This window comes from Gemmiger sp. An50 (assembly GCF_002161595.1).
Taxonomy (GTDB): domain Bacteria; phylum Bacillota; class Clostridia; order Oscillospirales; family Ruminococcaceae; genus Allofournierella.
In genome coordinates this window covers 1-23,564 of record NZ_NFID01000005.1, presented here as the reverse complement: position 1 = coordinate 23,564, position 23,564 = coordinate 1, and the positions used below count along the sequence as shown (strand labels likewise).

Genomic DNA, 23,564 nt, shown 5'->3' with positions numbered 1-23,564 from the left:
AAAAGCCAAACGGCTTTTTCATACAAACAATCAAACAATTAACTTCATTCTGACATGATTCGAGAAGGAGAGGAATAGATTATGAGCAAGATCATTGGTATTGACCTGGGTACTACCAACAGCTGTGTATCCGTTATTGAGGGCGGCGAGCCCGTTGTGATCGCCAACGCCGAGGGCGCCCGCACCACTCCCAGTGTGGTGGGCTTCACCAAGACCGGCGAGCGTCTGGTTGGCCAGGTTGCCAAGCGCCAGGCCATCACCAACCCCGAGCGCACCGTGAGCTCCATCAAGCGCCACATGGGCACCGACTACAAGGTTTCCATCGACGGCAAGGACTACAACCCCCAGCAGATCAGCGCCATGATCCTGGCCAAGCTGAAGGCGGACGCCGAGGCTTACCTGGGCGAGACCGTTTCTGAGGCCGTCATCACCGTGCCCGCTTACTTCAACGACAGCCAGCGTCAGGCCACCAAGGACGCCGGCACCATCGCGGGCCTGAACGTGCGCCGCATCATCAACGAGCCCACCGCCGCGGCTCTGGCCTACGGCGCTGACAAGGACAACGACCAGAAGATCATGGTTTACGACCTGGGCGGCGGCACCTTCGATGTGTCCATCATCGAGATGGGCGACGGTGTGACCGAGGTTCTGGCCACCAACGGTGATACCCACCTGGGCGGCGACGACTTCGACCAGCGCATCATCGACTGGATGGCCGACGAGTTCCAGAAGGAGAACGGCATCGACCTGCGGGGCGACAAGATGGCTGCCCAGCGTCTGAAGGAAGCCGCTGAGAAGGCCAAGATCGAGCTGTCCGGCGTGCCCAGCACCGCCATCAACCTGCCCTTCATCACCGCCGACGCCACCGGCCCCAAGCACCTGGATATGACCCTGACCCGCGCCCAGTTCGACAAGATGACCGCCGATCTGGTGGAGCGCACCATGGTTCCCGTGCGCAAGGCTCTGCAGGACGCCGGCCTGCGTCCCAGCGATCTGGGCAAGGTTCTGCTGGTGGGCGGTTCCACCCGTATCCCCGCCGTGCAGGAAGCCGTTAAGAAGGAGATGGGCTGCGAGCCCTTCAAGGGCATCAACCCCGACGAGTGCGTTGCCATCGGCGCTGCCATCCAGGGCGGCGTGCTGAACAAGGAGGTCGGCGGCATCCTGCTGCTGGACGTTACTCCTCTGAGCCTGGGCATCGAGACCCTGGGCGGCGTCTGCACCAAGATCATCGAGCGCAACACCACCATCCCCACCAAGAAGAGCCAGATCTTCTCCACCGCCGCCGACAACCAGCCCAGCGTTGAGGTCAACGTGCTGCAGGGCGAGCGTGAGATGGCTGCCGACAACAAGAGCCTGGGTATGTTCAAGCTGGACGGCATCCCCGCCGCTCCCCGTGGCGTGCCTCAGATCGAGGTTACCTTCGACATCGACGCCAACGGCATCGTGCACGTAAGCGCCAAGGATCTGGGCAGCGGCAAGGAGCAGAGCATCACCATCACCGCTTCCACCAACATGAGCAAGGACGACATCGACAAGGCCGTTCGTGAGGCCGAGCAGTTCGCCGCCGAGGACAAGAAAAAGCGCGAGGAGATCGACACCCGCAACGGCGCCGATCAGCTGGTGTTCCAGACCGAGAAGACCCTGAACGAGCTGGGCGACAAGGTGGACGCCGCCAAGAAGGCCGAGGTCGAGAGCAAGCTGGCCGAGCTGAAGGAAGCTCTGAAGGGCACCGACATCGAGGCCATCAAGGCCAAGCAGGAGGCTGTGCAGAAGGCCTTCTACGCCATCAGCGAGGAGCTGTACAAGAACGCGCAGGCCGCTCAGGGCGCTCAGCCCGGCGCGGATGCCGGCGCTGCCAATAACGGCAAGCCCGACGACGGCGTGGTTGACGCAGACTTCAAAGAAGTATAAAATAGTATTTCCAGCCGCCCCGGCTTAGGCTGGGGCGGCGATTTCTGGTTTTGCTCATTTCAGTGATTTTACATGAGGGGCCCGCCCGGCGGGCTTTTAGGTGAGAAATTTATGGCAGACAAACGCGATTATTACGAGGTCCTTGGCGTTGCGAAGAACGCCAGCGACGATGAACTGAAAAAAGCGTACCGCAAGCAGGCCAAAAAGTATCACCCGGACCTGAACCCGGGCGACAAGGAGGCCGAGGCCAAGTTCAAGGAAGTGAACGAGGCCTACGAGGTGCTGGGCGACAAGGAAAAGCGCGCCCGGTATGATCAGTTCGGCTTTGCGGGCGTGGACCCCAGCTACGGCGCGGGCGCAGGCGGCGCGGGCGGCTTTGGCGGCGGCTTCGGCGGCTTTGGCGGCGGTTTCGGCGGCGTGGACCTGGGCGATATCTTCGGCGATATCTTCGGCGGCGGTTTTGGCGGCGGCTTCGGCGGCGCCCGGGCCAACCCCAACGCCCCCCGCAAGGGTGCGGACGTGCGGGTGAGCCTGGTGCTCAGCTTCATGGAGGCCGTGCACGGCTGCACCAAGACCATCACCATCAACAAGCAGGATACCTGCCCCGAATGCGGCGGCAGCGGCGCGGCCAAGGGCACCAGCCCCGAGACCTGCCCGGACTGCCACGGCACCGGCTACGTGAACCGGAACATCCGCATGGGCGGCATGGTCATGCAGCAGCGCCAGCCCTGCTCCCGCTGCGGCGGCAAGGGCAAGATCGTGAGCACCCCCTGCGGCCATTGTCATGGCACCGGCAAGGTGGGCGCCAAGAAGACCCTGGAGGTCAAGATCCCGGCCGGCATCAACGACGACCAGAGCATCGCGCTGCGTGGCCAGGGCGACGCGGGCGTGAACGGCGGCCCCGCCGGTGACGTGATCGTGATCGTGACCGTGCGGCCCGACCCCATGTTCGAGCGGGACGGCTACGATGTGTGGGTCAACGTGCCCATTACCTTCAGCCAGGCGGTGCTGGGCGCTTCCGTGGTGGTTCCCACCGTGGACGGCAAGGTGGAGTACACCGTGCCCGAAGGCACCCAGAGCGGCACCACCTTCCGGCTGCGCGGCAAGGGCATCCAGTATCTGGGCGGCCGCGGCCGTGGCGACCAGTACGTGAAGGTGAATGTGGAGATCCCCAAAAAGCTGAACAAGGCCCAGCGCGAGGCGCTGAAAGCCTTTGAGGAGACCCTCAAGGACGAAAACTACGAGCAGCGCAAGGGCTTCTTCAAGAACCTGAAGGACCTGTTCGACAAGAATAAGTAAACACATAAGCGCAAAGCGCCCGTTCCGGGAAATTTTCGGAACGGGCGCTTTTTTGTTTTGTTCGGTTGTTCTTTAGAACGACTGTTTGATTTTTGGATTCTGTAAGACAAAGCGCTGTCACCGTATACTATCTTTAGAGTAATATCACGGTCTAAAGAAGGAGGCGGGAAAATGGATGCCAGGGCAGTCGGGCAGCGAATCAGAGCTGCGAGAGAAAAGAAGGGGCTGACCCAGGAAGAGCTTGCCGCCCTGGTGGACATCAGCCCTACCCATGTGAGCGTGATTGAGCGGGGAACCAAGATTCCCCGGATGGACACCTTTGTGGCCATCGCTAACGTGCTGGAGGTCTCGGCGGACAGCCTGCTGGTGGATGTGGTAGACTATGCTGCGGAAGGCGCGGCCTCGGAGCTTTCCCGACTGTTGGAAGGACTTCCCAGAGAGGAGAGAGCACGAGTCTTGAAAGTAGTAACGGCCATGATCGAATGATGGAAGATGGAAAAGCAGGACGCTTTTCCATCTTTTTTCGTTTCATCGACAAGGCGGGTGCGATTTCGACATTGAAAGGAATGTATACTTGTGCTAAAGAACGAGGAATGCTTCAAAAGATGGAGGAATGTAAAATGAAACAGTTTCAAAAAATCGTGGAGAAAATTGCCCGGGAAAACGGTACCACACCGGAAAATGTGATGCGCCAGATGCAGCGGGCCATTGACCAGGCCTATGACAGCAGGAATACAGGGTCCGCGACGATGTGGGCGGGCATGACCTTCCGGGGAGAAAAGCCCACCCCGGAGGAGCTGGTTTTGCAGCTGGCGATGAGGATGCAGGGCAGCTCCGCCCGATAAACAAAAGCGCCCCCCGCGCCCGGGGTTTCCGGGAGCGGGGGGCGTATTGTGTTAGAGAAAACAGGGAGTGAGCTGTCAGCCCTGGTCCTTTGCCTCGAACCAGAAGCAGGAGCCCTCGCCCAGGGTGCTGTTCACGCCGAAGCGGAAGCCGTGGCTTTGCAGGATCGCCTTGGTGATGGAAAGCCCCAGACCGGTGCCCACCTTGCCCGCGTCGCTGCGGCTGCGGTAGTAGCGGTCGAAAATGTAGGGCAGGTCCTCCTTGGCGATGCCAGCGCCGTGGTCGGCCACCTCCACCCGCACGGTGCCCTTTTCCGGGGCGTTCACCCGCAGGATGAAGACGTTGTCCGGCCCGATGTGGTGCATGGCGTTGCCCAGCAGGTTGTGCAGCACCCGCTCCATCATGGCCGGGTCCGCGCACACGGTGCAGTCGGTCTCCGGCTGGGGCAGCTCCAGCGTGAGGGTGTAGCCGTTCTGGGCGCACACCGCTTCGTACCGCTGGGCCACCTCTTCACACAGCTGGGAAAGGTCGAACCGCACCTTCTCCGGCTTGTCGGTGCCGCTGCTCATCTTGGAAAGCTCCATCACGCTGTTCACCAGTCCGCTCAGCCGGTCGGTCTCGTCCACGATCACGTCCAGTTGGGCGGTGCGCTTGTCCGGATCGTCGCCGGTCAGGTCTCGCACCGTCTCCGCATAGCCCTTGATGAGGGTCAGCGGGGTGCGCAGGTCGTGGCTCACGTTGGCCAGCAGGTCCCGCTGCAGCTGCGCCGCGTGGGACACCTCACCCGCCATGTGGTTGAAGTCCGCCGCCAGAAGGCCGATCTCATCGGTCTCGGGTACGTTCACCCGCACCGAGTAGTCGCCCTCCGCCAGCTGGCGGGTGGCGTGGGAAAGCTTGGTCAGCGGCTTTGTGAACCACCGGCTGAACAGCCAGGAGGCCACGATGGAGAAGGCCATCAGGCACAGGAAAATCCAGGGCATCAGCTGGCCCAGCACCACGCCCGCCTCGTCGATGCGGGCCAGGCTGGTGCAGAAGATCACCGAGTAGGCCTCGTCGCCGTTTTTGGCCACCCGGCCCACGGCCATCTGCCGGGTGGAGGCGTTTTTGTCCACCACCAGCTCCTTTTTCACAAAGCCCTGACTGAGCACAGTGGCCCGCAGGCTTTCCACCACGCTGCCGTTCCACACCGAGGTTTTCCCGTTGATGGAGGTGGTGAAGGAGGCCTCGTGCAGCAGACAAGGGTACAGGTTTTCAAAGCCGGTCACATGCTGCAGGGTGGAGTCCGCCAGATCGAAGCAGGTGTTGGAGGCGTCCAGCTTGCGGCTCTGGATGGCCGAAAGCAGCGAGGCCTCGAAGCTGCTGCTCACCTTGGCGTCCAGAATGGGCAGGGTACGGGTGCTGATGGGCTCGGTGGAGGACTCGATGATGGACACCACCGTGTTCACCTGGTTCAGCAGGTGCTTATAAATATAGTGGTTGTACAGCGGCTGCATGAACTGGGTCACGAAGATCCACACCAGCATCAGCACAAAGGCGCTGGCCAGGCACAGAAACAGCATGAGCCGGTAGCGCAGGCTGAAAAAGTGGGGTTTGGTGTTTGCCATGAGCGCCGCCCCTTACTTGACCGCTTCCGGGTCGAACTTGTAGCCGATGCCCCACACGGTGACGATGGCGTCCCGGTAGCGGCCCAGATGGCTGCGCAGCATCTTGATGTGGGTGTCCACCGTGCGGTCCTCGCCGTAGTAGTCGTAGTTCCACACCTTCTGCAAAATCTTCTCGCGGGAGAGCGCGATGCCCCGGTTGGTGGCCAGGAACACCAGCAGGTCGAACTCCTTCGGGGTGAGCGAGGCCTCCTGGCCGTCGATCTTCACGCTGTGGCTTACCGAGTCCACCGTGAGGCCGCCGAAGGTGTAAACGCCGCCCTCCGCCTCGGTCTTGGGCAGGGTGCGGTTGAGCACCACCTTCACCCGGGCCACCAGCTCCCGGGGACTGAAGGGCTTGACCACATAGTCGTCCGCGCCGCCCTCCAGACCGGCCAGCTTGTCGTATTCCTCGCCCCGGGCGGTGAGCATGATGACGGGCGTGTTGATCTTGCGGCTGCGCATCTCCCGCAGGCAGGTCATGCCGTCCACAAAGGGCATCATCACGTCCAGGATCACCAGGTCGATACCGCCCAGCGAAAGTGCGGCCAGTGCCGCGCCGCCGTCGCTGGCTTCCTCACAGGTAAAGTTTTCGTGCTCCAGATGGGCGCGGATCAGGTCCCGGATGCGGGGTTCGTCATCTACGATCAGGATTTTCGGCATAAAAGATTACCTCCTGTTAATTGCTGTAAAACGGGCGGGAGCAGCCCGGGCCCGCAGTTCTGTCTTTAGGTAACACCGCACAATTCACGCCTGCCGGCTCAGGCGGCGTATCGCGCCAAAATTTTCCGTGCTATTTTCCAAAAATGCTCGCCAAGCCACCAAGGCTTGGCTGTGCTTTTTGGTTCATATCACAAAAAATTTTCCGGCGCGCTCCACCACCTGAAATTGTGCGTTATTACCTCTTTATATTACCATAATAGGGGAGCGGTGTGGACAAAATGTGAAAGCGGCGCAAAAAATTCGTGGCAGGGCATAAAAAGGCCCGGCGGGGCATAGTTATGGACCAGTGCTTCGCATGACCGAAGAGCAGTTCACAGAGGAGGGTGCAAAAGAATGTTTGTGTTGACATTGGGCAAAAAAAGCCTGCGCAGGCTGGGGGCCGCGGCGGTGTGCGGCATTGCGCTGGCAGGAGCGGTGCTGGCGGTGAGCGGGTTCATCCACGCGGGGGACGGCGCGCTGGAGGCGAACGCCCCGGCTTCCCAGAGCGGAGCCGCCGCCATCCCTGAGCAGATCGGCGGCTCGGAGGACATCGCCGCATTTTTCAAAGGCTTCGGGCTGGAGGTGGACCTGACCACCGCCACGGTGGATAAGGTGAAGATCCCGAAAAAGTGGGACGAGAGCTTTTCCGCCTTTAACACGGTGGTGAAGGAGAGCGGGTTTGACCTGGCGGAGATCAAGGGCAAAACCGTGGAGAAATGGCTGGTGGAGTGCCCGGCCCGTTCGGGCGGCGAGAATACCTGCCAGTGCGTGCTGCTGGTGTATAAGGAGAAGCCGGTGGGGGCGTATCTGTTGAACCAGCCCTCCGGCGAGGTGACCGGCCTGACCAGCGCCGCCGCCACCCCCGCGCCCCTGACCAGTGAGCAGGCGGCCCAGACTGCCGCGGGCTTTGGGGAAGCGGCGGCTGAGACCTCGGCGGACGGGGTGCCCCAGGCAGACAGCGCCCCCCAGACGGACAGTGCGGCCCAGCAGGCCAGCGGCGACGAGATCGTGGAGTTCGACCTGGCCCAGGTGGGAGCGGAGCCGGTGGAATGAGCCGGACGCCGCCTCCGGGGGCCGGACAGGACACGCAAAAATTTTTTGAAAAACAGGCTTGACAACCCCTATTCCGTATGCTATTATATATAAGCACCCAGCGAGGGGGCAAACAAAATAGCGCGGAGTGGAGCAGCCTGGTAGCTCGTCGGGCTCATAACCCGAAGGTCGTTGGTTCAAATCCAGCCTCCGCAACCAACAAAGAATCCCCGGTCCAATCGGACCGGGGATTGTTTTTGTCTGTGAGCAGAGAGGATTTTCGGGTGCAGCAGTCCCAACCGACGGGGCCTGAAAACGGAGCTTCGCAGGGTATTCAAAGGCTCTGCCGGATTTTGGGGCAGGGCACAAATTGACGGTCAGGCGTTTTTTTCCTATACTGAAGGTAGAACAATGCAGAGGAGGCGCGGCCTATGCGCATACCGTACATCGTCGGAATGGGAGCGGCCTACACCGCCGCCCTGTGGCTGCTGGTGCGGCGGCTGCGCCTGCCGGGTCGGGGCTATCTGCCCGAAAAAACACTGTGCAGCCTTTTGTTTGTGGTCGTGGCGGCGGTGTGCGCTGCCCTGGGCAGCCGTCCCGAAGCTTTTTGGCGCTTGCTGCCGGCGCTGCTGTGCTGTGTGGCGGGGGATGTGGTGCTGGCGCTCTACAACGACCTGCGCCGTCCGGGCCTGTTTTTGGCCGGACTGGGGGCCTTTCTGGCCGGACACACTCTGTTTGTGTGGGGCCTGTGCCGGCTGCAGCCCATGGGCTGGCCGGTGCCGCTGGCCGCGGTGCTGGGAGCCGGCGGCGCGGTGGCGCTGTCCGGCATGCAGGGAATGCAGACCGGGCGGATGCGCCCATGGGTGGTGCTTTATGCGGCCTTTGTCTCGGCGCTGCTGGGCAAGGGACTGCAGCTGGCCTTTGGCATGGGCCAGCCCTGGTGCTTTCTGGTGCTGGCAGGGGCGGCGCTGTTCTGGATTTCGGATCTGCTGATTTTGTTCCTGTATTTTTACGCTTCCAGGCACCCTGCCGTGCACGTGGCCAATCTTCTGACCTACTACTATGCCATGTTTCTGATCGCGGTCAGCCTCGCGGTCTGAGAACGGGGGCACGCTATCACGTTGCAGCAGCTTGTGGAACGCGGTATTTTGTATTATCCTGAAAATGAGCAAGAACCCCAGCACGAATGTCACTTACCACTGCAGAACACGAGTCGGGGAGGAATTTGCCATGAAGAAACTGCTTTGTGTGATGGTATCCGCTGCCATGCTGCTTTTCTGTGCCTGTTCCGGCGCCAAATCGGGGCAGAGTTTGCGGGAAGGAACCGCTCTTTCCTTCCCCGGCACGAACTGGAACATGAACATGGACGAGGTCATGAACGCCTGCGGCTTTACGGACGCCGACGATCTTCAGGTGTCGGACGATGACTACGCACCGGCGTTTCTGGTCTCCGACCGGGAGGTCTTTGGGGAAACTGCAACGACCCTCTCGTTTTCCTTCGTCAATCTCAAGGCGGTCGCGCAGGATTCCGAAACGGCATCTGCCCCGGGCGAGGAGGTCCTGGCCGGTGTTACGGTGATCTACCCCGCCGGCGCTGATCTGGAAAAGGTACGTCAGCAGCTGGATTCGCTGTATGGGAAAAGCGCTCTGAACGAGATCACCGTGTTTTCTCCGTATAGCCCGCTGGATTCGGATACGCTGTCCGGCCAGAAACAAACTGCCTCGGACACGACCGCGCTTTGGGGAACCCCGGCGCTTTCTTCGGAAATCGGCGGTAAGGACAAAGCGAGTTTTCAGGAGAAGTGGCCCGCGTTCCAGCCCGGACTGACGGCGGAGGACTGGGAATCCTTCTCCGACGAGGCGCGGTTTGTCACCATCGTCTGCGAGGAAGGGGAGGAGTTTTCCTCCGTTCAGTTCTACGCCTATAATTTGAACGTATACAACGAGCTTTCCGCCCAAATGGACACCGAGTAAGAAAATTCGCTGTTGAATCACTCCCGAGAACGGGCTGCACGACCTTTTCCGTTGTGCAGTCCGTTTTGTTCTTTGGCAAAACAGCGGTATTGCGTGGGCGTTTTGCCTTCGTACAGCTTGAAGCTGGCGGCAAAGTGCTGCGATGAGGAGAAGCCCAGCAACCCGGCGATCTCTGTGACCGTCAGCGCGCTGCTGGCCAGCAGCTGTTTTGCGGTTTTCACCCGCATGCGCAGCAGATAATCGTGGGGGGGGCAAATCCGGTCTGCTGTTTGAATTTGCGCTTGAAATAGGAAAGTGACAGGCCGGACAGATCGGCCATATTCTGGTCGGTTCAGGCTTCGCCCGGGGCGTCGGAAATACGTCGCACCACGATTGCAATGGAGCCATCCATGCTGCCGGGCAGGGGATGACGGCGGATATAGCCGGTAAGCTGGTAAAAGAATTCCACCATAACGCCGCGGATGCGCTCGGCCCGGAAGGGGTCGGGCTGGTCATACAGCTCAAACACCTTTTGCAGAAGCGGATGAATGGTGTGCGCGCCCTGGATATGGCGGCAGTGCAGCTGACAAAGCGTATCCCGTATGTAATCCGACAATTCCGCAGGCAATCCCATAAATTGCTGCGTCTCGGGGGTCAGCTCAAAAATCAGATAAAATAGTTTGGATTTTTCTTCGCCGCAATCGCCGGAACCGTGCCGCTCGTTGGGGCGCGTGATAAAACGATCGCCGCTTTGGGTGGTGTACTGCACGCCTTCCACCTCGTACTGCTGGTGCCCGTCATAGTGGAAGCACACCTCGAACTGATCGGGATGAACGTGGCGAAGCAGGCGCTGCTGGGTATGGGCGGACAGCTCCACCTTTCCCAAAGAATACAGATGCGGTATTCCCAGCGCCGAAAAATGGATCAGCTGCCGTTTTTCCTGCAATTCCGTTTGCCCCCTTCTGTGTGGATTTGTATACCAAGGCAGCGCCCCACGATTCCAGAGGTGGGAGCGCGCCGGAGAATTTGCCGCGGCGCTCTGCGCCGTTTGGTTGGAATTGTGCGGTGTTGTCATATCCCTGCAAACGGCTCAAGGCGCTGGACAAGCGGTACCGCACAAGATACCACATGAGCATGCTGGAAAATCTGGCCTTCCTTCAGGCGAACGGTCTGGAGGAATTTGTCCGGCAGCAGAACGAGCGGTACCGGTGCGCCCGGTGCGGAAAGCTGCGGACGGTGCATCAGGAGTATTGCATCCACTGCGCCACGCTGGAAAAAGCGAATCGGAAAAGAAAGCAGGCGCAAAGAAGCCGAAAGTGAAATGAGGACGATTGCTGTGCCTGAACTATCGAAAAACCGGTCGACCAATGGTTGACCGGTTTTTGTGTGTTCGGGTATATCCGGGGCGGGAAAAAGCGTCGGCCCGGCGGCTTTCCTTTGCGGGGAAGATGTTATATAGTATAGTGAGAAAGTTTTCAAAAAATAGAAAGGGGCTCCAAGATGCTTTTTCTTATCCTGGCCCTGGTGTTCAGCGCTGTGCTGGCTCTGGTCCTGAAATATCTGAACACCAGCAGTCCGTATGGGGTGTATTTGGTCAATTACATCACCTGCGCCCTGCTGGCCTTTGCCACCCTGCAGCCGAAGACGCTTTACAACGGGGATGCCACTCCCTGCTGGCTGGGAGCCATCACCGGCCTTGTCTATCTGGCGTCTCTTGCCGCCAACGGCTACAGCATCCATAAAAACGGAGCGATCCTTTCCTCGGTGTTTACCCGCCTGGGGGTGCTGGTTCCCATTGGACTGTCCGTGACGCTGTTTGGTGAGCGGCCCACTCTGTTGCAGGGGCTGGGCGTGGCGCTGGCGGTGGTGGCTGCCGTGGGGATGAACGGCCTGCCCGGTAAAACGGCAGCACCCGCACAAAGCAAGGTGTACCTGCTGCCGCTGGTGCTGACTCTGCTGCTCAACGGAACCGCCGACGCCATGTCCAAGGTGTTCAACCAGCTGGGCCGCCGGCAGGATGACGGCCTGTTCATGTTCTATATCTTTCTGTTCGCCGGGCTGGCTACCCTGGTGCTGCTGCTTCGGGAGCGCCAAACCATTACGAGGCGGGATGTGTTCTTCGGCATCCTGGCAGGTGTGCCCAATTTCCTGTCCTCCCGGCTGCTGCTGGCCGCCCTTGGCGAGCTGCCCGCCTTCCTGGTTTATCCCTCCTACAGCGTGGGGGTGATCCTGGTGATCAGCGTGGCCAGCTTCTTTCTGTTCCGGGAGCGGCTGAACCGCCGCCAGCTGGGCGCGGCGGGCATGATCCTGGGGGCGCTGGTGCTGCTCAACCTGTGAGCGGGGGAGGGGCCGGACGGCTCGAAAGCTGACTGAAACAAAAAAGGATCGGTCAACCGCAGAGTTGACCGGTCCTTCTGCATTTTGGCGCAAAAGGCCGTTTTATTCCTTGGGAAAAAACATGCGGATCAGCCCCCAGAGACCGGAGGCGAGGCCCGCCAGCAACAAGAACTGGCTTCGCTCGTCCACCTCCAATCCGCCCATGGTGCGGCTTGCTTCCACCAGCAAAATGCCGAAGAGAAGCAGAGCAAAGCTGCGAAGCTCCTGTTTCATGGTGTGGTCCTCCTTTCTGAAAAAATAAGGAACCGGGCGTCAGACGCACCGGGCCGACCGGCAGGAAATGCCGGAAAACTCAGCCTGCCGCCTTTGTATCATCGGAAAGCACACCGGCTAATACGCCCTCTTTTAAATTCAGAATAGCATGGCCTGTTTGCTGGCGTCAACCGGTGGAAATCCCTGCGCGGAAACGACGCAGTTTTCCACAGCGAACGGGCTTCTTTGTGTAAAACTTTAGAGTGGTAGAAGAAAAAACCGCCTCGGCAATTGCAATTCCGGCGGGAATATGCTAACTTTTGATATAGGGACCCGGGAGCGCCAAACGGAATGCTCCCACACCGGGCCAAGAAACAGAGGCTGGGCCGAAGGGGAACCTTTTGGGCGGCCCATCGCCCTGCGGCGCGGTGCGATCACCATTGGAAAGGAAGAGTTGTTGTGGCACAGAAAAAAGCGCAGTCCACCCAGAAAAAGACCGCCGAAGCAAAAGGTGCTTCGACTTCCGCAAAGAAACCTGCGGAGCCTGTGAAAGCAGCCCCCGTCAAGAGTGAACCCGTAACCAAGACCGAGCCCGCCGCCAAGGCGGAGCCTGCCAAGAAGGCCGAGCCCGCCGCCAAGGCGGAGCCCGCCGCCAAGACCGAGCCCGCCGCCAAGGCGGAGCCCGCCAAGAAGGCCGAGCCCGCCAAGAAGGCCGAGCCCGCTGCCAAGGCGGAGCCTGCCAAGAAGACCGAGCCTGCCGCCAAGGCGGAGCCTGCCAAGAAGGCAAAGCCCGCCGCCAAGAAGCCTGCGGCCAAGAAGACCAAGACCGCTGCCAAGAAGGCAGCCGCTGAGGAGGTCAAGACCGCCGCTCCCGCCGCCGAGGCCGCTCCTGTGGCCGAGCAGCCCGCGGAGCCTGTAGTGGAGCCCGCGCCCGCTCAGCCTCAGTACGACACCCCCCGCCGGAGCGTGGCCTTCATCGGCTCCGAGTGCCATCCCTTCGTCAAGACCGGTGGTCTGGGCGACGTGATGTACGCTCTGCCCCGCGAGCTGGTAAAGCAGAACTGCGACGTGCGGGTCATCCTGCCCCGCTACGCCTGCATCCCCCAGAAGTACCAGGACAAGATGGTCTACCGGGGCGAGTTCTACATGGACCTGGGCGAGACCGGCCGCAGCTACTACGTGGGCATCATGGAGTACATCTGCGACGGCGTGGTCTACGACTTCATCGACAATCAGGAGTTCTTCTCCGCGGGCAACCCCTACATCGGCCTGGTGGATGACATCCCCAAGTACTGCTTCTTCAGCAAGGCCGCGCTGGCTGCCCTGAATTACATGAACTGGATTCCCGACGTGATCCACTGCCACGACTGGCAGGCGGCTCTGGTGCCGGTGTTCCAGCGCACCCTGTTCCGGGATTCTCCGGTGGGCCACGCCAAGACCGTGCTCACCATCCATAACCTGCGGTTCCAGGGCATCTACAACATTCCCACCATCCGCTACTGGACCGGCCTGCCCGCCGAGGTGTTCAATATGGGCGCGCTGCAGCAGGCCTGGCGGGACGCCAACATGCTCAAGGGCGGCCTGGCCTACGCCGACCGCATCACCACCGTGAGCAACACCTACGCCCACGAGATCCAGACCCCGGAATACGGCGAGGAGCTGGAGGACCATCTGCGTTACCACAGCTACAAGCTGCGGGGCATCGTGAACGGCATCGACTACGGCATGTGGAACCCGGCCACCGACCCGGCCCTGGCCGTGAATTACGACATCACCAATGTGCTGGAGCACAAGCCCGAGAATAAGCGCGCCCTGCAGGAGGAGCTGGGCCTGGAGCAGGACGAAAGCAAGTTCGTCATCGGCCTGATCTCCCGCCTGACCAACCAGAAGGGCCTGGATCTGGTAAACGCCATCGTGCCCCAGATCATGGACGGCAACACCCAGGTGGTGGTGCTGGGCACCGGCGACAAGGAGTATGAGGACACCTTCCGCTACTACGAGAGCGCCTACAAGGGCATGTTCAGCGCCTGCATCCAGTACGATGAATCCCGCGCTCACCGGATCTACGCCGGTGCGGACGCCCTGCTGGTACCCTCTCGCTTCGAGCCCTGCGGCCTGACCCAGCTGAACGCCATGCACTACGGCACCCTGCCCATCGTGCGCGAGACCGGCGGCCTGAAGGACACCGTGGAGCCCTACAACGTGTTTAACGGCGGCGGCAACGGCTTCACCTTCGACCGCTACGACGCCGGCCTGCTGCTGGACGCCATCAACCGGGCCAAGACCGAGTACTTCACGAGCCGCTACCACTGGGATGAGGTGGTCCAGCGGGATATGGCCAAGGACGTATCCTGGACCAATTCCGCCCGCCAGTACAAGGAGCTGTATCTGGAGCTCACTCCCTGGTAATCACACAACCGAACAAAACAAAAAAGGCAGACCCTTGTAAAAGGGTCTGCCTTTTTTGCTGTGTACAGGGGGGAAGGGGGATCGGGTGCAAAAAACGCCGGGCGCGAAGGGCGTTTGCCCCGCGTCCGGCGGATGAAATTCAATCCGAAGCTGCTGTTCACTCCATATATTCCCGCATCAGGTGCAGCAGCTCGATGTCGCTGCGGAAGCTCTGCCGCCCGGCGGGCAGCTCGCCCCGCCCCGGCACGATGATCCGGCCCTGCATGCTCTGGTTCTGGCGGTAGAGGATCTCCACGGTGAAGTGCCCCAGCTTACGTTCCGCCGCCGGCTGGGCCGGGGCAAGACGGATCGGCGCGCCGTTGCCGGACCGGAAGCTGTTCAGCTCGTCGCTGCGCACCGGGCGGCCCAGCTCGTCGCACAGTGCGTCCAGCAGGGAGGTGAGCTGGGCAAAGCTGGAAAAGGCAAAGGGCGGCACGCCTCCGCACAGCGGGATCGCCACACCGGTGAAGCTGTCCTCCTGGCGGCCGGTCACCTGAATCAGCACGCTCACCGGTCCATAGCCGCAGAAATGCCGGCCCGGCTCGTTGTTGGGGCGAATATTGCAAAAATCGTTCATAGGTCTCACACTCTTTCTCACTGGGGCTGCCAGATCCCGCTGTTGGGGAAGGGCATGTCGGTCTCCACGGTCTGCAGGGAGTGGCGCAGCGCCACCCCGCGCACCGGCTGCTGCTTGTAGCGGGCCTGGATGCGCTGGTCCACGATCTCGCAGTTTTCCCGGTCGGTGCCGATGAGCAGCACCAGAAAACGGTCCCGGCCGTGCTGGGTGAAGGCGTCGCCCCGGCGCAGGCTGTCGTGGATCGCGCCGGACAGAAGCGGCGCGGCCTGGGCGATCTTGTCGGTGTCGGTGAGGGCGTGGCCCTTGGGGTCCACCAGCCAGTACAGCAGCAGACAGGCGCTCTGGCCGGTGCGCTCGATCATGCGGCAGCACATACGGTACACGTCGATGAAGCTGGGATAGCTGCAATAGTAGGCGCCCCGCTGGTGCTCGGCCTCCCGCAGCTGGTTGTTCAGCTCGAAGATGGTTTCGTGACTGTCCTGGTTGGCCAGGCTCAGCAGCTGGAACCGGCGGGTCAGCTCGGCGCTGGGCTTCACCACAAAATCCTCGGTGAGGGTGCGGATGGCCTGGTCGTATACCTGCTTTGCCTCCTGGTAGCGCTCCAGGTTCATCAGGCAGTCGATGCGCAGGCAGAAAAATTCCTCCAGCGGATGCATCGCGCTGGCCCGGGTGGCGATGCCCAGCAGCTGTTCCCATTCCCCCCGCTCGGGCAGCAGCTGGGTCAGCGCGTCCAGACAGGCAAAGTAATCCATGCGGTATTTGGCTGCGGTGGTCACGGCCCAGTCGTCCATGGCCAGATGGGGCAGGAAGTCGCCGGAATACAGCTGCTCCGCCTCCAGAAGAAGCTCCAGTCGCTGGTCCGCGTCGGTGGTCTGCCCGGCCTGGGCCATGCACTCCTCAAAGCGGGTCACATCGCTGTGGATGGGTACCGAGCAGGTGAGGGTGTACTGGTTGCTTTTCAGCTGTACGCCCACCTCGCCGGGCAGCGCGGCCTTTTTCAGGCGGCGGCGCAGCTGAGAGATGGTCACGTTCAGATTGTTGGCCGGGTCGCTGGTGGAATCCTCCACGAAAAAGGCGTCCATCAGGGTGTTGCGGGAAACGCCCGCCGGGTATCGGAACAACAGAAACTGCAGCACCCGTATGGCCTTGGTGGTGCAGTTGTCCAGCGGAACGGGCTGACCGTTTACCCAAACGGAAAACTCGCCGAATAATTTAATGTAGATGGTATCCTGTGTCATTGTTGCGCTTCACCTCTGGCAGCCAAACGGCCGCAGAAAATCTGAAACGGTGGGGAACGCACAACAAAATAACTATTTTGTTGTTTTAAATTCCTACTTATGTGAAGTGAAATAGCTGTTTCGCCCAAAAGCTGCCGGAAAACTACAAATTTCGCCTGAAGCAGCGCAATTTTGATTAAGCCGAGGTTCAAAGTCACAAACATCGGCTTATTTTTTTGCGTCTTCCATTCAGATTAACCGGGTAGAAAAGGGCGAATTACTTGAAATAAAACCGCTTATGCTCTATTATTTTATATAGATAGAGGACAAAAGCCGGTGGAGGCAACAACAAAATAGTTATTATGTGACAAGCAGCCCCAGTTGTTCGATCTGGCGGGCATGAATGAGTCCGCTTTCCATGGTGTAGATGCGGGTGGTAGCGGTGCTGGCGTGGCCCAGAAGGTCGGCCAGACGTACCAGATCGTGCTGGGCGGCGTAGTAGGTGCGGGCGAACAGATGCCGCAGATTGTGGGGAAAGACCTTTCGGGTCCCCACGCCCGCAGTGTGACACAGGCTCTTCATGGCGCGCCAGATATTGCTTCGGTCCAATGGCTGGCCGGTCCGGGTGGTGAACACCGGGCCGGCCGGCTTTTTTTGTTTGGTCAGGTAGCGCTGCAGTGCCCGGCACAGCTTGCGGGGCAGAAAAATGGTACGCCGCTTGCCCTTGTTGTTCACTTCGGCATAGCCCTGCTCCACCGCCTGCGCGGTGATGTATTGCAGCTCGCTCACCCGGATACCGGTGGCGCAGATGGTCTGCAGCACCAGCGCAAGGCGCACGTCTCCCCGGCGGCGGGCCGCCTGCACCAGGCGCAGATACTCGGATTTGTTCAGTTCCCGGTCCTGGCGGCAGAACACCTGCCGCTGGATGCGCAGCGGCCGCAGCCGCAGATGGGGCAGCCGGGCATAGACCAGGTATCCGTTCACTGCCGCCAGCATGGAATTCACCGTGGCGGGGGCATAGTGTTCGCTGAGCTGGTTCTTCCAGGCCAGCAGTGCGGTTTTGGTCAATGGGCGGCCCGCCAGAAAGCTTTGCAGGCTGGCCAGGTCCCGGCGGTATTTGGCAAGAGTGCTCCGGCTGCGTTCCCGTTCGGTCAGCCAGTTCAGGTAGGCCTTCACCCGGCGCGGAGTGAGTGCCGTGCTTTTGCAGTTGGGCAAAATTGATCCGTCCTTTCTTCTGCTTCCATATATTATATAGTATTGTACAATATTTGGGTTAAGATGATGGGATTCCGGCAGCGAAACAGGAAGATACAAGAACCCCGGCAGCTTTTTTGGGGAAGCTGCCGGGGATTTTTTCTGTTCTCTTAAAAAAAGATGAAATTTTTGTGCCGGATTTTAAGCGGATTTTAAGTGCCGTGTGGGATAGTATGCTCAAAGCTTTGAGGAAGACGAGGTGAAGAGCATTTGAATATGGAAGGCTTCCATTCCGGGGCGCCGAACCTGTGCCGCGTGTGCGTGGATGCATGGGCGGGCGGCGAAGCGACCGGCAGGCTCTATCACTGTTATTCCAAACAGCCGGAGCCGATCGGCCGGACCAGCGATGTGCTGGACAGCATCGACCGCCTGTGCGACCGGCTGAACTACCCGGCCAGGACCCAGCAGCCCAGACGATTCGGACCGCAGAAACCGAGGCCGCAGCCGCAGACCCCGCAGAAGAAGGTGGAACCACAGATGACAAGGGACGAGCTTGCCGAACAGAAAGGGAAGATGGCCACCTTTGTGGTGCATGTGATGTACCGCCAGCATTCCACCTGGCAGGGCAGCGTGACCTGGGCCGAAACGGGAGAAAAAGCGAATTTCCGCAGTGCGCTGGAGCTGATCAAGCTGATGGACAGCGCCGTGGATGAGACCCTGGAAGACGAGTCACCCCCGCAGGACGAAACAAATCTTGCACAACCAAAGAATCCGGTTAGGGAGGAAACAGACTATGAAACATAAAATGTGGAGCCGTTTACTCAGCATGATGCTGGCGGTAATGATGATCGCCAGCATTGTGCCCAACAGCGCCTTCGCCGAGGCGGCCAGCGAGATCGCTGCCAGCAGCCAGGTGGTGACCGAGATGGTCGAGGGGACTGAGGAAGTGACTCAGCCGGAGGAGGAGACTCCTGCTGCGGAGGAGCCTGTGGCCGTGGAGCCCACTGCCGAGCCTGCTCCCACCGAGGAGCCTGTGGCCGAGCCCACTGCTGAGCCTGTCACCGAGAGCGAGCAGCCCGCCGCCGAGCCCACTCAGGCACCGGCTGAGACTGTTGCTCCCAGTGAAGAGCCCAGCGCCGAGCCCACTGCGGCTCCCGAGGCCACCGAGGCCCCGAACGCCAGCGCGCAGCCCAGCGAGACCCCCGCTGCCAGCGCAACTCCCGCGCCCAGCGAGAGCCCTGTGCCCAGTGAGACTCCGCTGCCTAGCGAGACCCCGGCCCCTAGTGAAGAGACTAGTGAAGAGCCTGAAAATTCTATTGAGGAATTGATGGGTGAAGAGCTCTTGCAGGCGTTGCTGGAATTGGAAAACGATAGCTTTAGAGATGCTTTGAAGAATCTCACCGAGGAACAAGCAAAGAGCTTGTCTGTTTTGCCCGAAGAAAGTTTGGCAAAATTGCAGGAAAAATGGGAGTTGACTGAACCGGCTGTTCCGGAGCCGCCAGTAGATAATAGTGAGGCTGCACAGTTTACTACTGTAGGGCCATTGTTCAATGCGACTCCGATGATGTATAAAGCGAAATCGTTTGGATTGGGAAATCAGCACCAAATGACAGAGCCGATAGACGGACTGAAAATCAACAAAAGCGTTTCCAAAGAAAATGTTGCAGAAGAAATTTACAAAATAGATCTTAGTGCAGAAGCGGAGTCGAATATCGTTATTACATCGATTCCGTGCGATATCATTCTCGTGCTGGACCGTTCCGGCAGCATGAAAGGAGCTCCAGCCCAGGATTTGACGCTGGCAGCGGAAAATTTTGTAAAAACGATTTATGAAAATTCTCCGGAAAGCCGTGTGGCCGTGGTAGCATATTCTGAAAGCGGTGCAATCTATTCTGGAAATGGTCAGCCGGCGGGCGCGTTCGTGCCTGTTGAAAATCAGGTGCAGTTAGTCAATAGCATTACAGCGGCGATGAGTCGTCCAAACGGCGTTACGAATTCTAATACTGGATTGGAGCTGGCATATCAGATCTACCAGGCTGTGCCCAGTAGTGATCCCAATTATCAGAATAGCCGGGCGGTTGTCATGTTTACGGATGGCGTTCCTGGAACGGGAAGCTGGGGAGCAAACAGTTCGAAGGAATGTGCGCAGAGTTCTATTTACTGGGGTCAGGTTTTGAAAGCTGACAAAGGAACTTCCATAACAGTTGATGCAGATGACGGTTTCTATGGATCGAAGGGCACAGACTTTGTGGAACGGTACTTTGATTGGGGATTTAAGTGGAGAGTTAAGGCGGACCGCCAAAATATGCCCGGCAGTGGAGCAACTATCTACACAGTTGGTTTAGGTCTGCCGAAGAATGATGTTCGAATCAATGAGTATTTGTATCGGCTGTCCAGCAACAGGCCGGACGGCACCCATGTTTCCGAATGGGGTTCTGGTGGGTATACAGATGTTCGCACTCGAAATCTTCCGAAGGGATATTATCTGACAACGGATAATTCGGCGGAACTTGACAAGATCTTCCAGCAAATTGCGGATCAAACGGGCAAACCAATTGAGAATGCAATTATTCGCGACTACATATCTCCGTATTTTCAGTTGGTTGATCAAAACGGCACACCCATTCAGGTGGGGGATTCAATCCAAAGCGGTAAGCATGAAGGTGTTGTCTGCAAAGACCAGAATGGTATTTATGTTGAGTGGAAAAATGTAACCTTAAAGCCCATGGAGCCGGAAAAGCCGGAAACTGCGGAGAAATTTAGTGGTACGCTGTATGTTAAACCGAAGACAGAGTTTATGGGCGGTACTAATGTACCGACCAATATCGATGGAATTTCAGGCGTATACAGCAGTGATGAGAAATGCATCGGTAGCTTCCCGCATTGTGATGTTGATGTACGTGTGAAGAACGAGTATAACGTTCAGGACCAGAGCATTTACATCACAAACAATGCGAATATCTCCAGCATGATTGGCGGAAATGAAAATGGTCCGCGACCTTTTGTAAGTCTTGGCGGAGGTGCATACAGCAACGACTTTGTAAAAACTGTATACACTGTGAATGATTCTGATGGTAAGCATGTTGGAACCTGGACCTTTGAAAAGGGGAAAGACGGTGTTTGGGAAGGAAAGGCCATCAGCCCGGACGAATGCAGTCAATATACTGTATCTTGCACGGTGGAAGGCGGTACGATTCTTTCCATGACCGGAAGCAACGAGGCATGGGTCCATGTATTTACACCTACTGTGACTTGGAAGGACAGTTCTCAGGATTATAACACCATTCTTACCAAAGACCTGTTGAACAGTCATGCATCCAAAACAGAATGGATCGACAAACACGGTCACGATGCGGAAATAAGTGGTGCTGCTCCGGATATTAGTTTTGAATTTGTTGGCAATATCGTAGATAAGCCGATTCAGCAGAATCTGGATGTTAAGATCAGCAAGGTCCTGATCGCTGGTCAGGACAAGACAAAGCATGTTGCGTTTGCTTGGGAGAAGGATGCACATTGTCCAGACGAATGCACTGCCGCCCCTGCAAATGCGCAGTTCCGCATCCATCTGAAGACCGGCGATTTGACCATTATCAAAACTCTGAAGGATGACGCAACGGCTGAAAAGCGGGAAACCTTCCTGTTCCAGATTACCGGAGCAGACAAAACCTACTATGCCAGCGTTGTGCTGAATGCACGTGAGAACCACAACGACACTGTAGTCAAAAACCTGCCGGCCGACAGCTACACGGTAGAGGAGATACTGTGCCCGAAGGGATATGCCTTGGAGAGCAGCAATCCGGACAATGGCACGGTCTTTGTATCCGGAGCAGATGCTTTGATTGTATTCGTCAATACTGTGACCACAAATCCGGATGATCCCACCAAGGATGATAGTATGGCAATCAACCGTTTCAGCAAGGACCAAAACGGAGAGTGGACCTGGGATTGGGCCAATAAACCTTCGGATTCGTCTCAGTAAAACAGTAGAAAGGAGAGAAAGTAATGAAAAAGAAACGCATGATTCAAGTCTTGCTTTCCGTTCTGCTGGTTGCGCTGATTGTTGTGGGCGGAACAGCTGCCTACCTGGTCGCGAGCGACAGTCCGGTCGTAAACCGTTTTTCATTTGTCGACGTGGATACAGACATTGAGGAACCCGACGGCGATGACCCTATTGAGAAAACACCTAAGGTAAAAAACGAAGGTGATTCTACGGTGTTTGTGCGCGCGAAGGTGATCGTTGCTTCTGCACCCGGCGTAAGCGATCCGGTCAGCGAGTCGGATATGACCATCAACTACAACAATGGTAAAGATGACAAGGGCGGTTCATGGGCAAAGCATGATCCGGATGACGGCTGGTATTATTACAGCAGAGAGCTGGAAACAGGTGAGTCTACGGTTGCGCTGTTCAATGGTATCGAAGGGATCAATGTGGAGGCCAGTTCCTTTGATGTGATTATTTACCAGGAAAGTGTAGTCGCAGGAAACTATAAGACTGCGTATGAGGCCTTCAATCCTTCCAAAAACGGATGATTCCGGTGCATCCAGATCCGCAAGTAACTAATCCAGGAGGACCGGAATGGTCAAAAAAATCTGCAATTTTTTATCCACCATTGTTCTGATCGTGCTGTTGGCGGCTGCCGCTACCATCTTTGTCCCCATGCTTCTTGGGTATAAGGAGATGGCGGTGCTGTCCGGCAGCATGGAGCCCACCATCCCGGTGGGAAGCCTGGTATACGTGAAGCCGGTAGAAGCCAGCGAACTGGAAGCCGGTGATGTGTGTACTTACTATCTGTCCGATGGCGAAACCTTTGTGACCCACCGGGTGCTGAGCATCGATGCCGATGCTCAGACCCTGGTCACCCAGGGCGATGCCAACAATGCAGCGGATGGTGATATCCAATTCAGCCAGATTTATGGCCGGGCGGATTTCCACCTGCCCTATCTGGGTATCGCTATCCAAAATATCCGCACCCCGGTGGGCATTATGACCATCTGCGGTGTGGTGATGCTGGTGATCCTGCTCAATTTTATCCCGGCGATCATTGACGCGGCCGAAGATGAAAAGAAGCAGAAGACTCGGCGGAACGAACCGGAAAAAGCTGGAACGAATTAAAATTCAAACCCTAAATTTTAATTGGTTTTTAAGCGTAGACCGGTATAATCCATTCAGTAAGCAAAAGCGGCTTGCCCAGGGCCCGGTCACCAAACCGCTTTTACTTCATAACAAAGTTTCTTTTTAAAACCGTAAATAAAACACAAAAAGGAGCGTAACGATTATGAAAATGAAAAACATGTTGATCGGCGGTATGTCTCTGGCGCTGGTAGCCTGCATCTCCATTGGCGGCACTTTGGCTTATCTGACTGCTACGGCTAAGAGCGTTACTAACACCTTTACCTTCGTTGGTAAGGACAGTGGCTATGATGGCGTTATCAACGTTAAGTTGGAAGAGGATCAGCCGGCACTGGGCGAGGCATATGGCGGTGCTACTGCAAGTTTGAACGCAGGGAACAACGGTTATGACTATAAGGATGTTCTTCCCAATCAGGAGCTGCCGAAGGAGCCTAAGGTCTCGGTACATACCAATACGGATGCATATGTGTTCGTACGAGTCACCGATGCAGGCACCAATCTTGGTGTAACTGCGAAGATGAACTCGAAAGAATGGATTGCGGTGGGTGAAGCGACTACGAATAAAGATGGAACCAAAACCCAGGCGTACTACTACAACGAAAAAGTGTTGAAGACTGATGATGGAACAGATTGGGATCCCATCACCTCTCCGTTTACCACTGTTACCGTAGCGAACATTGATACTGTTAAAGATGGGGAGACCGTCGAACTGAACGATGTAAAGATCGAGATTGCAGCAATCCAGTCCGCTACTTTTGAGAATCAGGTAAAAGCATATGAGGCACTGGGAGATGCTGATTGGCAGCCTGTTACTGCCCAGCCCTGAGCTGAGATAACTTTCCCTAAAGATTAAGGAGCGTTTGACTTATGAACAAGAAAAATATTCTGACCGCTGCTGTCAGCCTGTCTCTGGTAGCTTGCCTGTCCATCGGCGCTACTCTGGCTTACTTCACCGACAAGAGCGATACCATGACGAACGTATTCACCACCGGTAAGGTTGATATGACCCTGATCGATGAGACGGAAGA

25 protein-coding genes and 1 tRNA gene are annotated in these 23,564 nt (G+C 58.0%); 17 read left to right on the top strand and 9 right to left on the bottom strand.

Annotated features, from left to right (window positions below; all coding sequences use genetic code 11):
- Positions 1–81: 81 nt before the first annotated feature.
- From dnaK to B5G03_RS18155, 4 genes are all read left to right on the top strand, one after another.
- The gene (gene dnaK / locus B5G03_RS06215) at positions 82–1,911 is read left to right on the top strand and encodes a molecular chaperone DnaK (protein WP_087180882.1); all 1,830 of its coding nucleotides are present in this window, start codon (positions 82–84) and stop codon (positions 1,909–1,911) included.
- Positions 1,912–2,022: 111 nt separating this feature from the next.
- On the top strand, positions 2,023–3,210 hold the full coding sequence (gene dnaJ, locus B5G03_RS06210; RefSeq protein ID WP_087180881.1) for a molecular chaperone DnaJ: 1,188 nt from the start codon (positions 2,023–2,025) through the stop codon (positions 3,208–3,210).
- A gap of 171 nt (positions 3,211–3,381) precedes the next feature.
- Positions 3,382–3,696, top strand: coding sequence for a helix-turn-helix domain-containing protein (locus B5G03_RS06205; RefSeq protein ID WP_087180880.1), 315 nt, complete (start codon positions 3,382–3,384; stop codon positions 3,694–3,696).
- Between the two features lie 134 nt (positions 3,697–3,830).
- Positions 3,831–4,055 carry a hypothetical protein gene (locus B5G03_RS18155; RefSeq protein WP_481808407.1) on the top strand — a complete coding sequence of 75 codons (225 nt, stop codon included), beginning with the start codon at positions 3,831–3,833 and terminating at the stop codon, positions 4,053–4,055.
- 75 nt (positions 4,056–4,130) lie between these two features.
- On the opposite strand, the gene B5G03_RS06195 is transcribed toward B5G03_RS18155, so the two are convergent.
- Both B5G03_RS06195 and B5G03_RS06190 read right to left on the bottom strand, forming a co-directional pair.
- Positions 4,131–5,657, bottom strand: a complete 1,527-nt coding sequence (locus tag B5G03_RS06195; RefSeq protein WP_087180878.1) for a sensor histidine kinase — start codon at positions 5,655–5,657, stop codon at positions 4,131–4,133.
- Between the two features lie 12 nt (positions 5,658–5,669).
- Positions 5,670–6,356 (bottom strand): response regulator transcription factor, encoded by a 687-nt coding sequence (locus B5G03_RS06190; RefSeq protein ID WP_087180877.1) that lies wholly within the window; start codon positions 6,354–6,356, stop codon positions 5,670–5,672.
- Positions 6,357–6,749: 393 nt separating this feature from the next.
- Here B5G03_RS06190 and B5G03_RS06185 point away from each other — a divergent pair, with 393 nt between their 5' ends.
- The 4 genes from B5G03_RS06185 to B5G03_RS06170 all read left to right on the top strand — a co-directional run bounded on the left by B5G03_RS06185 (position 6,750) and on the right by B5G03_RS06170 (position 9,401).
- Positions 6,750–7,448: a DUF4830 domain-containing protein gene (locus B5G03_RS06185; protein ID WP_087180876.1), complete on the top strand. Its 699-nt coding sequence runs from the start codon at positions 6,750–6,752 to the stop codon at positions 7,446–7,448.
- Between the two features lie 121 nt (positions 7,449–7,569).
- Positions 7,570–7,646: transfer RNA gene (locus B5G03_RS06180), tRNA-Met, on the top strand.
- Between the two features lie 212 nt (positions 7,647–7,858).
- On the top strand, positions 7,859–8,527 hold the full coding sequence (locus B5G03_RS06175) for a lysoplasmalogenase family protein (RefSeq protein ID WP_087180875.1): 669 nt from the start codon (positions 7,859–7,861) through the stop codon (positions 8,525–8,527).
- Between the two features lie 130 nt (positions 8,528–8,657).
- Positions 8,658–9,401 (top strand): hypothetical protein, encoded by a 744-nt coding sequence (locus tag B5G03_RS06170; protein WP_087180874.1) that lies wholly within the window; start codon positions 8,658–8,660, stop codon positions 9,399–9,401.
- 17 nt (positions 9,402–9,418) lie between these two features.
- Here the strand turns inward: B5G03_RS06170 and B5G03_RS06165 are convergent, their stop codons facing one another.
- Genes B5G03_RS06165 through B5G03_RS06160 form a run of 3 tightly spaced genes read right to left on the bottom strand, consistent with a single transcriptional unit; the run spans position 9,419 to position 10,326 of the window.
- Positions 9,419–9,658, bottom strand: a complete 240-nt coding sequence (locus B5G03_RS06165; RefSeq protein WP_275539297.1) for a helix-turn-helix domain-containing protein — start codon at positions 9,656–9,658, stop codon at positions 9,419–9,421.
- Positions 9,619–9,720, bottom strand: a complete 102-nt coding sequence (locus B5G03_RS18150; protein ID WP_140401646.1) for a helix-turn-helix transcriptional regulator — start codon at positions 9,718–9,720, stop codon at positions 9,619–9,621. The genes B5G03_RS06165 and B5G03_RS18150 overlap by 40 nt, the downstream gene beginning before the upstream one ends.
- 12 nt (positions 9,721–9,732) lie before the next feature.
- Positions 9,733–10,326 carry an AraC family ligand binding domain-containing protein gene (locus B5G03_RS06160; RefSeq protein ID WP_087180872.1) on the bottom strand — a complete coding sequence of 198 codons (594 nt, stop codon included), beginning with the start codon at positions 10,324–10,326 and terminating at the stop codon, positions 9,733–9,735.
- A 122-nt stretch (positions 10,327–10,448) separates the two neighbouring features.
- On the opposite strand from B5G03_RS06160, the gene B5G03_RS06155 reads away from it, so the two are divergent.
- A complete protein-coding gene (locus B5G03_RS06155; RefSeq protein ID WP_087180871.1) occupies positions 10,449–10,700 on the top strand; it encodes a hypothetical protein in 252 nt (83 codons plus the stop codon).
- 180 nt (positions 10,701–10,880) lie between these two features.
- Positions 10,881–11,717 carry an EamA family transporter gene (locus B5G03_RS06150; RefSeq protein WP_087180870.1) on the top strand — a complete coding sequence of 279 codons (837 nt, stop codon included), beginning with the start codon at positions 10,881–10,883 and terminating at the stop codon, positions 11,715–11,717.
- 102 nt (positions 11,718–11,819) lie between these two features.
- Here B5G03_RS06150 and B5G03_RS17370 read toward each other — a convergent pair whose 3' ends face one another.
- Entirely contained in the window at positions 11,820–11,990 is a 171-nt protein-coding gene (locus tag B5G03_RS17370; protein WP_162613357.1) for a hypothetical protein, read from the bottom strand.
- A gap of 897 nt (positions 11,991–12,887) precedes the next feature.
- Here B5G03_RS17370 and B5G03_RS06145 point away from each other — a divergent pair.
- Positions 12,888–14,378 (top strand): glycogen synthase, encoded by a 1,491-nt coding sequence (locus tag B5G03_RS06145; RefSeq protein ID WP_481808409.1) that lies wholly within the window; start codon positions 12,888–12,890, stop codon positions 14,376–14,378.
- Positions 14,379–14,535: 157 nt separating this feature from the next.
- Here the strand turns inward: B5G03_RS06145 and B5G03_RS06140 are convergent, their stop codons facing one another.
- From B5G03_RS06140 to B5G03_RS06130, 3 genes are all read right to left on the bottom strand, one after another.
- Positions 14,536–14,994, bottom strand: coding sequence for a hypothetical protein (locus B5G03_RS06140; protein ID WP_087180868.1), 459 nt, complete (start codon positions 14,992–14,994; stop codon positions 14,536–14,538).
- Positions 14,995–15,011: 17 nt separating this feature from the next.
- A complete protein-coding gene (locus tag B5G03_RS06135) occupies positions 15,012–16,232 on the bottom strand; it encodes an AfsR/SARP family transcriptional regulator (protein ID WP_087180867.1) in 1,221 nt (406 codons plus the stop codon).
- A gap of 339 nt (positions 16,233–16,571) precedes the next feature.
- Positions 16,572–17,426, bottom strand: coding sequence for a tyrosine-type recombinase/integrase (locus tag B5G03_RS06130; protein ID WP_206423607.1), 855 nt, complete (start codon positions 17,424–17,426; stop codon positions 16,572–16,574).
- Positions 17,427–17,681: 255 nt separating this feature from the next.
- Here B5G03_RS06130 and B5G03_RS06125 point away from each other — a divergent pair, with 255 nt between their 5' ends.
- From B5G03_RS06125 to B5G03_RS18145, 6 genes are all read left to right on the top strand, one after another.
- Entirely contained in the window at positions 17,682–18,209 is a 528-nt protein-coding gene (locus tag B5G03_RS06125; RefSeq protein ID WP_087180866.1) for a hypothetical protein, read from the top strand.
- Positions 18,199–21,384 carry a VWA domain-containing protein gene (locus B5G03_RS06120; RefSeq protein ID WP_087180865.1) on the top strand — a complete coding sequence of 1,062 codons (3,186 nt, stop codon included), beginning with the start codon at positions 18,199–18,201 and terminating at the stop codon, positions 21,382–21,384. The genes B5G03_RS06125 and B5G03_RS06120 overlap by 11 nt, the downstream gene beginning before the upstream one ends.
- A gap of 23 nt (positions 21,385–21,407) precedes the next feature.
- Complete coding sequence (locus B5G03_RS06115) at positions 21,408–21,935, top strand: hypothetical protein (RefSeq protein ID WP_087180864.1); 528 nt, start codon at positions 21,408–21,410, stop codon at positions 21,933–21,935.
- A gap of 46 nt (positions 21,936–21,981) precedes the next feature.
- Positions 21,982–22,518, top strand: coding sequence for a signal peptidase I (locus B5G03_RS06110; RefSeq protein ID WP_087180863.1), 537 nt, complete (start codon positions 21,982–21,984; stop codon positions 22,516–22,518).
- A gap of 163 nt (positions 22,519–22,681) precedes the next feature.
- Positions 22,682–23,362 (top strand): SipW-dependent-type signal peptide-containing protein, encoded by a 681-nt coding sequence (locus B5G03_RS06105; protein ID WP_087180862.1) that lies wholly within the window; start codon positions 22,682–22,684, stop codon positions 23,360–23,362.
- A 41-nt stretch (positions 23,363–23,403) separates the two neighbouring features.
- Positions 23,404–23,564, top strand: a 161-nt coding sequence (locus tag B5G03_RS18145) for a TasA family protein (protein ID WP_164496670.1), incomplete at its 3' end; no start/stop codon positions are given.

Excerpts from the sequence above, each read along its gene's own strand:
- dnaK (WP_087180882.1), top strand. The coding sequence starts at position 82 with ATGAGCAAGATCATTGGTATTGACCTGGGTACTACCAACAGCTGTGTA.
- dnaJ (WP_087180881.1), top strand. The coding sequence starts at position 2,023 with ATGGCAGACAAACGCGATTATTACGAGGTCCTTGGCGTTGCGAAGAAC.
- B5G03_RS06205 (WP_087180880.1), top strand. The coding sequence starts at position 3,382 with ATGGATGCCAGGGCAGTCGGGCAGCGAATCAGAGCTGCGAGAGAAAAG.
- B5G03_RS18155 (WP_481808407.1), top strand. The coding sequence starts at position 3,831 with ATGAAACAGTTTCAAAAAATCGTGGAGAAAATTGCCCGGGAAAACGGT.
- B5G03_RS06195 (WP_087180878.1), bottom strand. The coding sequence starts at position 5,657 with ATGGCAAACACCAAACCCCACTTTTTCAGCCTGCGCTACCGGCTCATG.
- B5G03_RS06190 (WP_087180877.1), bottom strand. The coding sequence starts at position 6,356 with ATGCCGAAAATCCTGATCGTAGATGACGAACCCCGCATCCGGGACCTG.
- B5G03_RS06185 (WP_087180876.1), top strand. The coding sequence starts at position 6,750 with ATGTTTGTGTTGACATTGGGCAAAAAAAGCCTGCGCAGGCTGGGGGCC.
- B5G03_RS06175 (WP_087180875.1), top strand. The coding sequence starts at position 7,859 with ATGCGCATACCGTACATCGTCGGAATGGGAGCGGCCTACACCGCCGCC.
- B5G03_RS06170 (WP_087180874.1), top strand. The coding sequence starts at position 8,658 with ATGAAGAAACTGCTTTGTGTGATGGTATCCGCTGCCATGCTGCTTTTC.
- B5G03_RS18150 (WP_140401646.1), bottom strand. The coding sequence starts at position 9,720 with ATGGCCGATCTGTCCGGCCTGTCACTTTCCTATTTCAAGCGCAAATTC.
- B5G03_RS06150 (WP_087180870.1), top strand. The coding sequence starts at position 10,881 with ATGCTTTTTCTTATCCTGGCCCTGGTGTTCAGCGCTGTGCTGGCTCTG.
- B5G03_RS17370 (WP_162613357.1), bottom strand. The coding sequence starts at position 11,990 with ATGAAACAGGAGCTTCGCAGCTTTGCTCTGCTTCTCTTCGGCATTTTG.
- B5G03_RS06140 (WP_087180868.1), bottom strand. The coding sequence starts at position 14,994 with ATGAACGATTTTTGCAATATTCGCCCCAACAACGAGCCGGGCCGGCAT.
- B5G03_RS06135 (WP_087180867.1), bottom strand. The coding sequence starts at position 16,232 with ATGACACAGGATACCATCTACATTAAATTATTCGGCGAGTTTTCCGTT.
- B5G03_RS06125 (WP_087180866.1), top strand. The coding sequence starts at position 17,682 with ATGGAAGGCTTCCATTCCGGGGCGCCGAACCTGTGCCGCGTGTGCGTG.
- B5G03_RS06120 (WP_087180865.1), top strand. The coding sequence starts at position 18,199 with ATGAAACATAAAATGTGGAGCCGTTTACTCAGCATGATGCTGGCGGTA.
- B5G03_RS06115 (WP_087180864.1), top strand. The coding sequence starts at position 21,408 with ATGAAAAAGAAACGCATGATTCAAGTCTTGCTTTCCGTTCTGCTGGTT.
- B5G03_RS06110 (WP_087180863.1), top strand. The coding sequence starts at position 21,982 with ATGGTCAAAAAAATCTGCAATTTTTTATCCACCATTGTTCTGATCGTG.
- B5G03_RS06105 (WP_087180862.1), top strand. The coding sequence starts at position 22,682 with ATGAAAATGAAAAACATGTTGATCGGCGGTATGTCTCTGGCGCTGGTA.